The sequence below is a fragment of the Kineosporia mesophila genome (assembly GCF_021129235.1).
GTDB lineage: Bacteria > Actinomycetota > Actinomycetes > Actinomycetales > Kineosporiaceae > Kineosporia > Kineosporia mesophila.
In genome coordinates this window covers 102,582-116,838 of the sequence record NZ_JAJOMA010000016.1, presented here as the reverse complement: position 1 = coordinate 116,838, position 14,257 = coordinate 102,582, and the positions used below count along the sequence as shown (strand labels likewise).

Below are 14,257 nucleotides of genomic sequence, written 5' to 3'. Positions count from 1 at the left end.
GTGATCATTTGGGCGGGGCATCGTAGCGTTTTGGCGTGCAGCCCAGCAGCCTCATTCTCCTTGCCATCGTGCTGGTGTGGGCTGCCTATCTGGTGCCGCACTGGGTGAGGCGCCGTGACGAACTGTCACAATCGCGCGGTCACGATCGGTTCTCCAGCGGTCTGCGCGTGCTGAAGCGTCGTGAGCGTTCCGGAGGCTCCGGCCGTTCCGGCGATCCGCTGCTGACGTCCCCGCGGGTGATCGTCGACACCGACGGCGAACTGCTCTACATCCCCGCCGACAAAATGCTCTCCGAGCGGCTGACCGGGTCGTCCATGAACCTGCCGCAGAGTGCCCAGCCGGGTGAGACGCTGACCGGTTCGCAGCGGCTCGGGGGTTCGGCCTCCCAGCTTGAGGACGCGCACCAGCCCCAGTCCAAGGACGCCTCAGCTCCCGCTTCGGTGGGCGGGGTGAGGAGCGACGAGGCTTCGGAGGGGAAGGCTTCTGGGGGCAAGGTTTCGGGGGGCAAGGTTTCTGGAGCCGGAGTACCGGTGCCGGTGGATGAGGCCGGCGGTGACATGGACGAGCTGGGGGCGGGGCTGCTCGCCGGTTTCGGGCTGGCTGCTCCTTCCAAGGCTTCCGCAACTAGGGAACCCGAGGCGCAGGGCTGGTCGGACCTGGTTGGTAACACGCCGAAGACCACGGCAGCTCCCTGGACCGGCAGACCCGAGCAGGCTGGGGAAGCTGAGCAGGCCGGGGAAGCTGATCGGAAGGTCAAGGCCGATCAGGCGGCAGCGGGCACCACTTCGGCCCAGGGTGCCGAGGTCAAGGGTGCCGAGGCTGTAAGCGTCAGGGCTGTGAGCGCCAGGGTCGAGGCGAATCCCGAAGCTGGGGTGGTGTCCAAGGCCGGGACAGCGCCTGAGACGCTCGGCGGTACGGCGGCCGCACCGTCCAAGGCGTCCGACGAAGAGATGGCGGAACTCGAGGCCGGACTACTGGCCGGGTTCGGCCTGGACCCCCGCGCCCTGCCGTCGTTCGGAGAAAGCCGATCGAGCGCAGAGAACCGGCCCGGCGCAGAGAACCGGCCCGGCGCAGAGAACCGGCCCGGCGCAGACAGCCGACCCGGCGCAGAGAACCGGCCCGGCACAGACAGCCGACCCAGCACAGAGAACCGCCCAGGCGAAGAGAACCGACAGAGCGCGGAGAACCGCCAGCAGGACAACCCGCTGGCGACGACAACGGCGGCGCCGGACCGAACCAGCGAGGACAGCTACCCGCCGGCGCCGCAGGATCGAGCGGCGTCTCTCGGTACACCTCTGGTTCCCCAGGTCCAACTGCCGCCCACGGTGCAAGCGCCCCCGGAACCTGCTCAACCACGGCAGGCACACGCGCAGCAAGAGATCGCGCCCGTAACTCCTTCCCTACCTGAAACCAGGGCCTACACCGAGACCGGGACCTACACCGAGACCGGGACCTACACCGAGACCTACAACCCGTCCGGGGCTCAGTCGGATCGTGAGCCCTACGACCAGGCCGCTCCCACCGCGCAGCCCAGCTACACCTCCCGGAACGTAGCTCCCCGGGCCGAGATGCCGGCGATCGACCCGAGCGACGTGGACGACGAACCCGCCTGGGTGGTCGAGCCCCCGGCGGCGTCCGTCATGGTTCCGGTCACCATCTCGGCGCCGATCTCGGAGAGCGCCGAAGTGGCGCAGGTGTCGTTCCAGGAACTGCTGGGCCGTCCCGGGTCCGACCAGCAGTCGTCCCGAAACCGCTTGGGTCAGGGTGGTCAGGCCCGGCACTCAGGCCGATCCAGCGCTTCGAGCCAGACCAGCGCTTCGAGCCAGACCAGCGCTTCGAGCCAGACCAGCCCTTCTGGCCAGACCGGCTCTTCGCGACAGGCCGGTGCTTCGGGACCGGCCAGCACGTCAAGGCGGCCCGGCCGCTCTGATCAGGTCTTCGACCAGGCAGCTGATATCGGCCAGGTCGCCGCCGCGACCCCGAAAAACAGTTCTGGTGGGACGGGCGGTTCCAACGGGACAGGTACCTCCAGCGAACCAGGCAGTTCCGGCCGAACCCGCCCGGCGGGTGCCCCAGCGCAGACCCGTCGCTCCGGCCCGGTGGACAGCTCCAGCCAGGCAGACACTTCAGACCGGGCAAGCGGTTCAGCCCAGGCAAGGCGCTCGGGCGAGGGAAACAGCTCGGGTCAAGTAGACGGTTCTGGCCAGGTAAAGGAGTCGGTTCAGGGAAGTGGTTCGGCTCAGGGACGTGGTTCAGGCCTGGCAAGTGGTTCGGGCCTGGCAAGTGGTTCGGGCCAGGGAAGTGGTTCGGGCCAGGCAGGCAGCCCGGGGCCGGTACAGGGTTCGGGTCAGGCCAGAGATACGGGCCCGGTAGGTGACTCACGTCAGCCGGGCAGTTCTGAGCAGGCCGGTAGTTCGGACCAGGCGAGTCAGCCGGGCCGGACCGCCGCGGCCTACAGCCAGGCCGACCTCGACCAAGCCCTGCTGAGACGGGCCAATCTCGAGCGGGCCGACCTGGACCAGCATCTGGAACAGCGTGGGTCGGATGACGAAGCAACGGATCCCGAGTCCACGCTCACCACCACCGATCTTGACGCGGCACGGCTGAGCGCCAGGGTCGCGGCAAGACGTCGGGCGCGCAGCATGACGGTGCTTCTGGTCTCGACAATGGGAGCCTGGGTCTTCGCCTTGGTGGGACCGGTGCCCCTCTTCGTTCCGATCGCTGTGACTCTCCTGCTGGCGGCCAACGGTGTCGCTTCGCGTACGGCCGCCGTGCGTAGCCGGGAGACGCTCACCATGCTCGCCGCGCACCTGTACGCCGCCGAGATGGCCCGCGAGCACGCAGAGCGCCGCCGCCAGACCGCGGCCCGACTGCGCGCCCGGGCGGAGGCTGAGGCAGAGGCCACCAAGCCGGTGCCTGAGCGGGTGGCCCGTCGCAACGCCGCGGTCACCGGCGACACCTGGGACCCGGTACCAGTACCGAAGCCCACCTACCAGCTCAAGCCCGCGGTGCACCGTAGGCCACCTCCGCCCCTGGAAGAGCCGGTGGAGAAGCCGCAGACACCGGCCGCCTCCGACCAGTCGCGCAGCACTATGCCGCGACGGGCAGCCGACATCGAGCGCATCCTCAAGCTCGACGAAAACCCGGAACGTCCTCGCGCGGTCAACGAGTAGTTCCCTGCAATGGGGCGCCGGGCGCCGTAACGGATCGAGTCGCGGAGGCTGCCCCATCGCGGTGGCCGTTCTGGGTCCGGCCAGGAAAGCGCACTGAGCAAGCACACCCGGCGGTGGATCGACAGGCCGATGAATAACAGCCCTGACCGGATCAGCGCTCTCATGAATTCTTCGTGAGGGTCGGCTCGGACGTCGAGGACGCCTTGGCAGCAATGACTTTCATAGGCATAACTATCTCCGGGTTCCGGTTCGCAGGATGACTGGTTCGCACGATGACTGCTTTGTGCGGCTGTAGATGCGGTGATGCTGCTCAGAAGGGCGGCTCGCCCGGGTCTTTTTCCTGGACTTCGGATGCAGGACGAACGCGGGGATCGACGCGCATCAGTTCCATCTCCCAATCCTCCTGACGAAGGCGGTCCCGGGTGGCGCGGTCGGGTTCGCCAGGTAGCGGTTCGGGAATCTCGATGTGTTGCTGACCCAGGCGACTACGCCATTCGATGGTTCCTTCTGGGTACGGCTCGTCGGGGCGGGTCAGACGCAAGGTCCAGGCGGCGTGTGTCTTGAGGCGATGATGGAAGCGGCACAGCGGAACAAGGTTGCAGGGGCAAGACTTTCCGCCCTGGGCGAAGGGAGTGGCATGGTCGACGTCGCATTGTGCGGCGTCGCGGCCACAGCCGGGGTGGACGCATTGCTGGAAGCGTCCCAGGACTTTGTCGATGACCGTCTGACGTGGTTTGTAGCGAGGTGAGGTCTCGGTGCAGTGGGCTTGATCGCCCGGTCCGTGAGCGTGCTGACCGAGAGTCCCGTTGACCGGGATGACGGTGACCTGGCCGGCTTGACGGGCGATCTCCCGGGCGAGGTCGGCGGAAATAGCACCGAAACGCTTGAGCTCGCCGGGCAGATCGTTGGCTCCTCGCAGGGTGTCGGCGCTGACGGTGACGACGAGGTGGGGCTTGCGGCCCTGCTGGCTGGGCAGCGATGGCGGCAGCCACCAACCGATAACGGCCAGGTTGTCCGTCGTGGCAGGGTCGGACGATTGCGAGACATCGGAGGGATTCGCCCCGTCGGACACGGTAGGCGGAACCGATGAGGTCGAGGCGTGAGGAGGAATCGGGGCATCGGACATGGCCTGAGCATCCGAAGGTTCCCGATCATTGGATGAGTGCGGGTGATTGGCCGCACTGGTTGCGTCCGAGAGGCTCCGATTGTCAGACAAGTTCGCTCTACCTGACCGGTCCTGGGCGTCTTGCTCATGAGTGGAGCCTGACGTACTGGTGGCGCCCGACCTATTGGTGGCGTCTGGCCTGCTCGTGGGGCCTGAAGAGTGTGCTCGGCCAGAGCTGCTCGGTGCGCCTGCCCTCGCGGATCCGTTGGACGGGTTTGCTTCACCGGACGAATTCGGTGCTCCAGAAAAAGTCCGGTTGGTAGGAGAAGCCTGCGTTCCCGATCCCGTTGCATTCCCGGAGGGAGCTCCATGTCCGGAAGGGGTCGCTTGCTTGGAGGGGATCGGGGCGTCGGGGTGGTCGTGTGGCACGACGCGACCACTGAAAGTGCTGAAGGTGTCGGTGGGGTCGGGTGGTAGGGGGATGAAGGGCAGGGGGTGGTTGTGGTGGATGGCATGGAAGATGGCTATGAGTGCGTCGGCTCGGCGCTCTTGGTGGGTGCGGGGGTCGGGGGTTCCGGCGCGGCGTGAGTAGTTGCGGCAGGCGTCGGCCAGGGCGTCCAGGACGGAGTGGATGAGCATGACGTGCTCGGCTGAGAGGGTGGCTTGGAGTTGGCCCATGCCGTCGGGTAGCGGGCTGGCGTAGACGCAGCGTTCTTTCATGCGCGCTTCACGACGCTTGCGGGCGGCTTCGGGGTCGACCTTCTGGATCTCCTGCTGGGCGATGTCTCGTGCCTGGCGTTGGTTCTTGCCGGCCAGACGGGCGGCCAGGGCTTTTTGGACGGCGTTCCAGGCGGGGGTGCCGGGTTGCAGGGCGATGCGCATCTGGGTGTTGACCGAGACCGCGGCCCGCCAGTCCAGGTTGCCTTCGCGGACCAGGGCCAGGATCAGTGGCAGGTCTTCGCAGATCTCGATGGAGTCCCCGACTCGTTCCATGGCGTCGCGGTTGCTCAGGCCGAGGTTCAGGGCGATCTCACTGCCGACCAGCTCGATGCCGTCGAGCGCGTCGTAGGAGGTGTTCGACGGGGTGCTCCGCGCCGCGAGAATGACCGCCCGGTGGAGGCATTCGGCCTGGGTTGCGTCGAGGTTCCGTTTGATCCGCTCGGACGCTGCGACGGATCCCAGGCAGACGCTCTCCGAACCCGTTGACCAGGAAGAGCTTTTGATGGCCTGATGCAGTTCGAGGGCGGACAGGGACCGGAGATCGACCTCCGGCCACGCCGACAGCAGAGCTTCTCCCATGACCGCGCCCCCGCACTCCTGGTTCGAACAGGTGTCCACAGCCTACGTCATTTTTGCGTAGGCAAGACCGCTCAAACCGGGAGTGACGCGTGAGGATTTCTGGGATGAGAGGTGGCTCGGGTGAATTGGAAAGAGTCATTTTGCAAGAGTTTTCGAGCTTGCGAAGCTGAGGCAAGAGTGCTGTAGTAGCCGGGACGGATTCGAACATACTTGCGAACGAGGCGGGATGCTCTGCTGAGGTGACTGGCTTGATCGGATGCTGACCGCTCGCTCGCTCGGCGGTGGCGGGACGGTGGGGTGAGGCCAGGGCTACGCGATGTCCCGCTGGCATCTGGGTTGCACTGAAGTCATTGTCAAAGCGTTAGATGCTCAGAGATTCGGCCGTATGTCCTTGCTAGTAAAATATTTTGAAAAATTTTATGTAAAATGTTTTAGTGAAATGGAATTGGAGGATTCTGATGATGGAAGGCACTCCTCGCCTGAATGGCTACCGGTCCGTTTCCTCTCATCTGTCGCTCCTGAGTGACCGGCAGGTTGGCGAGGTTGTGGCCGGGGCTACCCTGCTGGGGGCGGGTATCGGTGGCCGATGGGGGCGGGCGCGGATTCGGGGAACTATGGTCTTCATCAAAAGGGTCCCCATGACCGACCTGGAACTGCTGCCCGAGAACGTTCGATCGACTGCCAACCTCTTCGATCTGCCGATGTACTACCAGTACGGCATCGGGTCAGCGGGTTTCGGTGCCTGGCGCGAGCTGGCGGCCCACATCATCAGTACCACGTGGGTTATGACGAATCAGTTCTCAGGGTTTCCGCTGCTCTACCATTGGCGCGTCCTTCCGGACTCTGTTCCCCAGGACGTGGGGGCCGAGTTCGGTGGTATCGACGGTGCCGTCGCTCACTGGGAAGGGTCCGCGGCGGTGAGAGGGCGGTTGCAGGCCATCGCCGCCTCTACGCACAGCCTGGTGCTCTTCATGGAATACGTGCCGCAGACTCTCGCTACCTGGCTGGCTCACAATCCCGCGCCGCAGACCTGGGTGGAACAAGGCCTGGCGGAGGCAGCGGACTTCATGAGTGCCCACGGGATGGTCCATTTCGACGCTCATTTCCACAACGTCCTGACCGATGGCCGCAGCCTTTTCCTCGCCGATCTGGGTCTGGCGCTGAGCCGCGACTTCAATCTGACACCGCAGGAAAAGCATTTCCTGGCAAACCATCTGGACTACGACCGGCGCTACGTGATGAGCCACCTGTTGCTGTACCACTATCTTCCGGTTGCAAAAGTCGATGAGCCCACGGAGTTGCTACGTCGCTGGATCGCCGGGGAAGGGCGCAACGATGTCCCGCCGGAAGTGGCCGACCGCATCGACCTATATGCCCGTGACTCATTGGCACTGAGTGAGTTTCACCATCGTCTGTTACATCAGACCAAGCAGGCGCCGTACCTGCGGCGGGCGGGGGCCGTCTCGGGTGACAAAGAGGGCGATGGTGGAGACCAGACGTGAGCCGGATGAGGAGTGAGCCGGAGATGAAAGGTGAGCTGGAGATGAGAGGTGGGTCGGGGTGAGGGCTGGGCTGGGGGTGAAAGGTCGGCCGGGGTGAGGGCTGGGCTGGAGGTGAAAGGTGAGAGGTGAGAGGTGAAAGGTGAAAGGTGAAAGGTAGGCCGGGGCGGGAGCTGGGCCGGGGAGCGGAGGTGGGCTGGGGCTCAGGCTTCCAGGCTCACCCAAAGGGCCTGAGCCGGTTCCGGGCCACGGTTGACAATGCGGTGCGGCCGGGACGACAGGTAGGCAATCGAGTCGCCGGGGTTGAGGGTGTGCACGTCGCCGTCCAGCTCGACCGTGAGCTGGCCGGAGATCAGCACACCGACCTCGCGACCGTCGGAGTGCTCGGGCACCCCGGAGCTGGCGCCGCCCGGAACGTACTGCTGCACGGTCATCTCCACCCCGGCCCGCGGGTCGCGGTAGGCGATGCGGTGAACTCCGCCGGCTCCTGTGGTGGCCGTCATCTGCTCGTCGACGCGGGTGACGGGGGAGCGGGTGACCTCGTCACCGGGGCCGAACAGGTCGGACATGTGCACGCCCAGCGCGGTCGACACCGACACCAGGGTGCCCACCGATGCGCTGGCCAGGCCACGCTCCACCATGCTGAGCATCGAGACGCTGACCCCAGTGCGGTCGGCGAGCGATTTCAGCGTGAGGTTCTGCTGCTTGCGCAGCAGCCGGACGCGTGCGCCCATCATCCGGATGGTTCGTTCGGCCTCGAAACTGCCCGCCGGTCTGCTGGCCGGCACCGTGCGCGCCTGCGTGACCGACCTGACCGTTCCGGGAACCCCCGCGTCCGCCATTTTCGTGTCGTCCCATTTCTCGCAACGTTGTGGAAACCGGAAATTGTGGCTGGAACGACACGGATCGTGCCACATCCGTCCCCGTTGATGTTCTTTTCAAGGACACAGCCGGGCAACTTGCGCTCTGGGTAGGCAAATCGTCACTCAGCGCTAATAATTCCGGATCAAGCGTGAGCGATATGGAGGCAATCAAGCCGAAATTCATCGGATGAAAGGGTCATTCATGTCGAGCAAGGCGGACGACGGTTGGGCCACAAGTGGTGATCGACGTCCACTGCGGTGTACGTTCCGTGATGTCAGACCACTAACTGTGACCGATTAGCAACGGGACGCGGTTTCTGGCAGGGGAAGTCGCGGTACGGGTCTCGGAGCCCGACCGGAACGGGGGAGCGCATATGCGGAATCAGCGAGACAGATCTGATGTCAGGATGGTTCGCCGGAGGACTGGCTGCCTGGTGGCGGTCGGCCTGGCGGCCGGCTCGGTGTTCGCCGCCGGGGTGGGGCCGGCCTCGGCCTCCAGCCACCGCGAGGCGCCGCTGACGGCCGGCGACCCGAAGATCGACAACACGGATGTGTACGCGTTCGTCAGTCCGGACAAGAGCGACACGGTGACCCTGATCGGCACCTGGATCCCGTTCGAGGAGCCCAACGGAGGCCCGAACTTCTACCCGTTCCAGGACAACGCGCACTACGACATCAACATCGACAACGACGGTGACGCGGTCGCCGACCTGACCTACCGCTGGACCTTCACCACCGAAGACTCCCGCGGCACCGACACGTTCCTGTACGCGAACGGCCCGGTCACCTCGCTGGACGACGCGAACCTGCTGTTCAAGCAGACCTACACGCTGCAGAAGATCGTGGACGGCGACGTTGCCGGGGCCACCACGATCGCCTCCGGCCAGGCGGCGCCCTCGAACATCGGCAACTCGACGATCCCGAACTACGGCAAGCTGCGCACCTCCTCGTTCGAGACGGTCGACGGGGGTGGTCGCACCTTCGCGGGTCAGTCCGACGACCCGTTCTTCCTCGACCTGCGGGTCTTCGACCTGCTCTACGGCGGCAACCTGAAGAAGGTCGGCACCGACACCCTGGCCGGGTACAACGTCAACTCCATCGCCCTCCAGGTGCCCAAGTCGGCGCTGGCGATCAACGGTGACGCCACGAAGAACCCGGTGGTCGGCATCTGGAGCAGCACCGAGAAGCAGACCCTGACACTGACGCCGGGCCAGGCCGAGGCCAGCGGCGACTACGTGCAGGTCTCCCGGCTGGGTAACCCGCTGGTCAACGAGGTGGTCGTCCCGGCCGGGCTGAAGGACGCCTTCAACTCGATCAAGCCGGAGACCGACCACACCGTGACGCCGGTGGTGGATAAGGTGCTCGATCCCGAGCTGCCTCACCTGCTGAATGCGATCTACAAGCTCAAGATCCCGACCACGCCCCGCAACGACCTGGTCGAGATCTACCTCACCGGGATCGCCAAGAGCGCGCCGACGCTCGACGGCACGGCGCCGCCGATCCAGGCCGACCTGAACTCTCAGGTGCTGAACGGCGACGCGGACGCCACCAAGTTCGTCCCCTCCGAGATGCTGCGCCTGAACATGGGTGTGCCCTCGGCCAAGAACCCGAACCGGCTCGGCGTGATCGGCGGTGACTTCCAGGGCTTCCCGAACGGTCGCCGACTCACCGACGACGTCCTCGACATCTCGCTCCAGGCCGTGGCCGGTGCGGCGCAGTCCGGCAAGATCGTGGCTCCGCTGAAGGACGGCGACAAGGTCAACGCCAACGGTCAGAAGTTCGGCAAGGTCTTCCCGTACCTGCCGCTGCCGAACACGATGATGGCGAACGGCTGGAAGGCCAAGCAGGCGCAGATGGAGTCGGCTTCCGCGGTCGCGGCCCCGGGTGCGTCCGGCGGCCCCTCCGCCCAGGACCCGGCCTCGTCGCTCCTGGGCGGCCAGACCGGGCAGACCCTCGCGGGTGGGCTCGGGCTGCTGTTCGTCAGTGGCGGCGCTCTCGTGCTGGCCCGGGGGCGCAAGCTGCGCCCGGGTTCGCCGGCCCGGCGTCCCTCGGCTCAGCCGGCCTGATCCGCCCAACCTGGTGACGACCCGTTCGCTCACCCCGCTCATCGCCGCGGCCGCCGGGGTTCTCCTCCTGGCGGCCGCGGGGGTGTCCGTGCTGAGGGGCCCAGGCGATCCCGATGGCCCGGTCAGCCCGGCAAACCTCGAAAGCCCGGCAAATCTCGAAAGCCCGGCCGCCGCCCCGTTCGACGGATCACTCGCCGCGGCCGTCGCCCGCACCCAGGCCCATCTGCGGGAGTACCCGAAAGACGCGACCGGCTGGGCCACACTCGGCGCGGCCTACGTGCAGCAGGCCCGGATCAGCGGCGACCCCACCTACTACCCGAAGGCCGAGGGCGCGCTGAAGACGTCTCTGGCGCAACGGCCGCAGGAGAACGTCGCAGCGCAGACCGGTCTCGGAGCCCTGGCCAACGCCCGCCACGACTTCGCCCAGGCCCTCGACCGGGCCCACGAGGCCGAGAAGGCCGATCCGTTCGACGCCACCGCCCGAGGAGTGGAAGACGACGCGCTGACCCAGCTCGGCGACTACGCCGGTGCCCGTCAGGCGGCCCAGAAGATGCTGGACCTGGCGCCCGGCATCCCGTCGTTCACCCGGGCCTCGTACCACCTCGAGATGGCCGGCGACGTGAAGGCCGCCGAACAGGCGCTGGAGCGGGCCCTGTCCGAGGCCTCGCAGCCGGCCGACATTGCTTACTGCCGTCGCTATCTCGGCGAGCTGGCGTTCAACGAGGGAGACCCGGCCCAGGCCCTGCGGCACTATCGCGCGGGCCTGAAGGCCGATCCCACCGACGCCTCCCTGATCGCCGGCCGGGCCCGGGCGCTGGTCGCCACGGGTGACCTGGACGCCGCCCGCGCCGACTACATCACCGTGGTCGCCCGGCTGCCCCTGCCTCAGTACCTGCTGGAGTACGCCGAACTGCTCCAGCTGATGCACCGCCCCGACGAGGCCCAGCAGCAGTTCGCCCTGATCGACGCCCAGACCCGGCTCCAGGCGACCAACGGCGTGGTGGACGATTTGATGGCCTCCCAGGTCGCCGCCGACCACGGTTCGCCCGCCGAGGCGGTACGTCACGCCCGGGCCGAATGGTCGCGTCGCAAGAGCGTTCTGGTGGCCGACGCGCTGGCCTGGGCTCTGCACCGGGCCGGGAACGACCAGGAGGCCCAGCGGTACACCCAGATCGCAGGCCGGCTCGGCTGGCGGAACGCGACCTTCAGCTACCACCGCGGAATGATCGAGCTGGCTCTGGGTGACCGGACCGCCGCCCGCACCCATCTGGAACTGGCCCTGCGCATCAACCCGTACTTCTCACCGGCCGGGGCGCAGCAGGCGAGAAGCACCATCGAAAAGCTGAAATCACAGAACGGTGGACGATGAAACGCCTCCTGACGGTTCTCGCCACCGGCTTGCTCACGACCGTGCCGATCCTTCTCGGGGCCGGAGCGGCGCAGGCTCATCCCCTGGGCAATTTCACCGTGAATCACTACGACGGGCTGAGTATTTCGCCCGGAAAGATCGAGGATCGGGCGGTCGTCGACAGCGCCGAGATTCCGACGGTGCAAGAGCGGTCAATGGTGGACGCGGACCACGACGGAGTCGTGTCGGTCGCCGAACGCTCCGCCCACGCCGTCGGGTCGTGCGCGGAACTGGCCCGCGCGACCCGCGCCGAGGTGGGCGGAACGGCCGTGTCGTTCTTGGCGCGGCACAGCGGTTTCGACTATCGGCCCGGTGCCGCCGGACTGGAGACCAGCCGGCTGGAGTGCACCCTGGAGGCCGATCTCCCGGCCCTGACCGGGTCGACCCGGATCGAGTTCCGGAACACTTACCGCTCCGACCGGGTCGGCTGGCGTGAGATCACAGCCACGGCCGGGAACGGCGCGCGACTGGCCGCCTCCTCGGTGCCGGCCGCGACGGTCAGCCAGGAGCTGCGGGCCTATCCCAACGACCTGCTCAGCTCGCCCCTCTCCCTGACCACCGCCTCACTGGAGGTGGTTCCGGGATCGGGAGTCGACGCGTCCTCTGCTGTTGATCTGCCGACCACCGGAATCCTGGGCCGCTGGACCGGTGCGCTCAGCCACCGCTTCGATGAGCTGGCTGCCACCCGCCACCTGACCCCGGCAGTGGGACTGCTCGCCGTGCTGCTGTCCCTGCTGCTCGGCGCCTCCCACGCGGCCCTGCCCGGACACGGAAAGACCGTGATCGCCGCCTATCTCGCCGGCCGCAACGGCACCGTGCGCGACGCCCTCACCGTCGGCCTGACCGTGACGATCACCCACACCGCGGGCGTGATCGTGCTCGGGCTCCTGCTCAGCGCAGCGGCGGCCGTCGCGGGCGAGACCGTGCTGGCCTACCTCGGCGTGGTCAGCGGGCTGCTGATCGCGGGCGTCGGCACCGGGCTTCTCGTGGGGGCGGTCCGGGCCCGGCGGTCAATGAAGGACGCGGACGGTCACGTCATCGACCTGACCGAACGTCCCGATCAGGGAGACGAACCCGGACACGGGCACGGCCACGGACACGGCCACCCCCCTGCCAACCCCGGTCGTGATCATCCGAACCTTCCCCGGCACGAGGTGAATGTGGGGAAGGTTCGTATGATCACGGAAGAAGTGGCGGTGGTGGTCCCCGAGATTGAGCACGGACATGGCCACGGACATGGCCACGGCCACGGCCACGGCCACGGTCATGGGCACGGCCACGGGTTTTTCGAGCTCTCCACCGCCTCCCGCACCCCCCTCGGCCGGATGACCCTGATCGGCATGGGCGTGGCCGGTGGGCTCGTCCCGAGTCCGTCCGCGCTGGTCGTGCTGCTCGGCGCGATCGGGCTGGGGCGGACCTGGTTCGGCATCCTGCTGGTGATCGGTTACGGCGTGGGCATGGCCGGGCTGCTCACCGCGGTTGGGCTGCTCCTGGTGCGGTTCGCCGACCGGCTGCGTGACACCGAACGCAACAGTGCCCTGCTCAGGTTCCGGATTGCGGGAAACCTGGCAGGGCACTGGACGCGCTGGGCGCCGTGGGGAACGGCGTCCCTCGTTCTGGTGGTCGGTCTGGCTCTGACCGTGCGAGCCGCGGGACCCCTGATCTAGCTGGGGATCTTGCTCCGCAGAGTGGCCGCCGCAACCTCGGGCGCGATGTCGGTGGAGTAGGCCCCACCCATCTGCTCGGTACCGGCGATGTACTTCAGCTTGCTCTCGCTGCGGTTGGGCGGCGAGATCAGGAAGTGCAGGTGGGAGATGTCGTCCCAGCTCCCGTCCCAGCCGGCCACCGACGGGCTGCCGTTGGTGGGCGAGGAGAAGATGCCCAGCACGTACGGCAGCGGGAAACCGAACAGGTCGTCCAGGCCGGTGAAGACCCGGTGCAGCAGACGTGACAGGTCGGTGCGAGCCTCGTCGGAGACCGCGACCAGCGAGTGCGTGTGCTGCTTGGGAGAGATCCGCACCTCGTACGGGTAGCGGGCCCAGAACGGGACGTGGGCGATGAAGTGCTCGCCCTCGGCGATGATGCGGCGCCCGTCGTCCAGCTCGGCGGCGACCACGTCGCACTCCACGCAGCGACCGGTGCGCGTGCGGTACTCGGCCGCCTTCTTCAGCTTGCGCAGCGGGCGGGCCGGGATGTCGTCGTACGCGTAGATCTGGCCGTGCGGGTGGTGCAGGGTGACGCCGATGGCCTCACCGCGGTTCTCGAAGGGCAGCACGTAGGTGTGCCCCTCGGCGCCGAGCACCTGGTAGCGGTCGGCCCAGGCGTCGATCAGCAGACGGATGCGCTCGGCGCCCAGCTTGGCCAGCGTGGCGTTGTGGTCGGAGGAGTAGGCGATGACCTCGCAGCGGCCGGTCGCGGGCTCCACCTGATAAAGCTCGGTGCTCTCCACGTCGGGGGCCGGCGGGGTCGGGCTGAGAGCCGGGAAACGGTTGTCGAACACCGCGACCTCGTAGTCGGGGCGGCGGATCTCACCGTCCCACTCGTTCTTCGGGTCCGGGCACAGCGGGCACGCGTTCGCCGGCGGCAGGAAGGTGCGGTTCTGGCGGTGCGTGGCGAACGTGATCCACTCGCCGCTGGTGGGGTCGAAACGCCGTTCGCTCACTGCTCTTCACCGTCCTGCTCGACAGCTGCCGCCGCGTCAGCGGGCACCGAGGCCGGCGATCCGTAGTAATACGTGATGCGCCTGCCGTCGTCCATGGTCGTCTCGTCGCGGATCATCGCCACCGCAAACCCTCGCTAATCGCTGGTCCTGACTCTGCTGTCAAGACTCGAACATAATCTGTC

Annotated in this window: 9 protein-coding genes; 5 read left to right on the top strand and 4 right to left on the bottom strand. The window is 67.1% G+C overall.

Features of this window, described 5'->3' with window-relative positions; all coding sequences use genetic code 11:
• Positions 1–35 precede the first annotated feature (35 nt).
• Positions 36–3,173 carry a hypothetical protein gene (locus LR393_RS22365; protein WP_231486101.1) on the top strand — a complete coding sequence of 1,046 codons (3,138 nt, stop codon included), beginning with the start codon at positions 36–38 and terminating at the stop codon, positions 3,171–3,173.
• Between the two features lie 310 nt (positions 3,174–3,483).
• Here LR393_RS22365 and LR393_RS22360 read toward each other — a convergent pair whose 3' ends face one another.
• Positions 3,484–5,577: a DUF222 domain-containing protein gene (locus tag LR393_RS22360; protein WP_231486100.1), complete on the bottom strand. Its 2,094-nt coding sequence runs from the start codon at positions 5,575–5,577 to the stop codon at positions 3,484–3,486.
• A 458-nt stretch (positions 5,578–6,035) separates the two neighbouring features.
• Here LR393_RS22360 and LR393_RS22355 point away from each other — a divergent pair, with 458 nt between their 5' ends.
• Positions 6,036–7,079: a protein kinase family protein gene (locus tag LR393_RS22355; protein ID WP_345718828.1), complete on the top strand. Its 1,044-nt coding sequence runs from the start codon at positions 6,036–6,038 to the stop codon at positions 7,077–7,079.
• A gap of 200 nt (positions 7,080–7,279) precedes the next feature.
• On the opposite strand, the gene LR393_RS22350 is transcribed toward LR393_RS22355, so the two are convergent.
• Positions 7,280–7,918, bottom strand: a complete 639-nt coding sequence (locus LR393_RS22350) for a helix-turn-helix domain-containing protein (protein WP_231486098.1) — start codon at positions 7,916–7,918, stop codon at positions 7,280–7,282.
• 428 nt (positions 7,919–8,346) lie between these two features.
• Between LR393_RS22350 and LR393_RS22345 the strand changes: the two genes are divergently transcribed.
• Genes LR393_RS22345 through LR393_RS22335 form a run of 3 tightly spaced genes read left to right on the top strand, consistent with a single transcriptional unit; the run spans position 8,347 to position 13,080 of the window.
• Positions 8,347–10,005 (top strand): DUF4331 domain-containing protein, encoded by a 1,659-nt coding sequence (locus tag LR393_RS22345; RefSeq protein ID WP_231486097.1) that lies wholly within the window; start codon positions 8,347–8,349, stop codon positions 10,003–10,005.
• A gap of 13 nt (positions 10,006–10,018) precedes the next feature.
• Positions 10,019–11,374 carry a tetratricopeptide repeat protein gene (locus LR393_RS22340; RefSeq protein WP_231486096.1) on the top strand — a complete coding sequence of 452 codons (1,356 nt, stop codon included), beginning with the start codon at positions 10,019–10,021 and terminating at the stop codon, positions 11,372–11,374.
• Complete coding sequence (locus LR393_RS22335) at positions 11,371–13,080, top strand: hypothetical protein (RefSeq protein ID WP_231486095.1); 1,710 nt, start codon at positions 11,371–11,373, stop codon at positions 13,078–13,080. The genes LR393_RS22340 and LR393_RS22335 overlap by 4 nt, the downstream gene beginning before the upstream one ends.
• Here LR393_RS22335 and galT read toward each other — a convergent pair.
• A complete protein-coding gene (gene galT, locus LR393_RS22330) occupies positions 13,077–14,075 on the bottom strand; it encodes a galactose-1-phosphate uridylyltransferase (RefSeq protein WP_231486094.1) in 999 nt (332 codons plus the stop codon). The genes LR393_RS22335 and galT overlap by 4 nt on opposite strands.
• Positions 14,072–14,197: a hypothetical protein gene (locus tag LR393_RS35590; protein WP_269327687.1), complete on the bottom strand. Its 126-nt coding sequence runs from the start codon at positions 14,195–14,197 to the stop codon at positions 14,072–14,074. Before LR393_RS35590 ends, galT begins: the two co-directional genes overlap by 4 nt.
• Positions 14,198–14,257 lie beyond the last annotated feature (60 nt).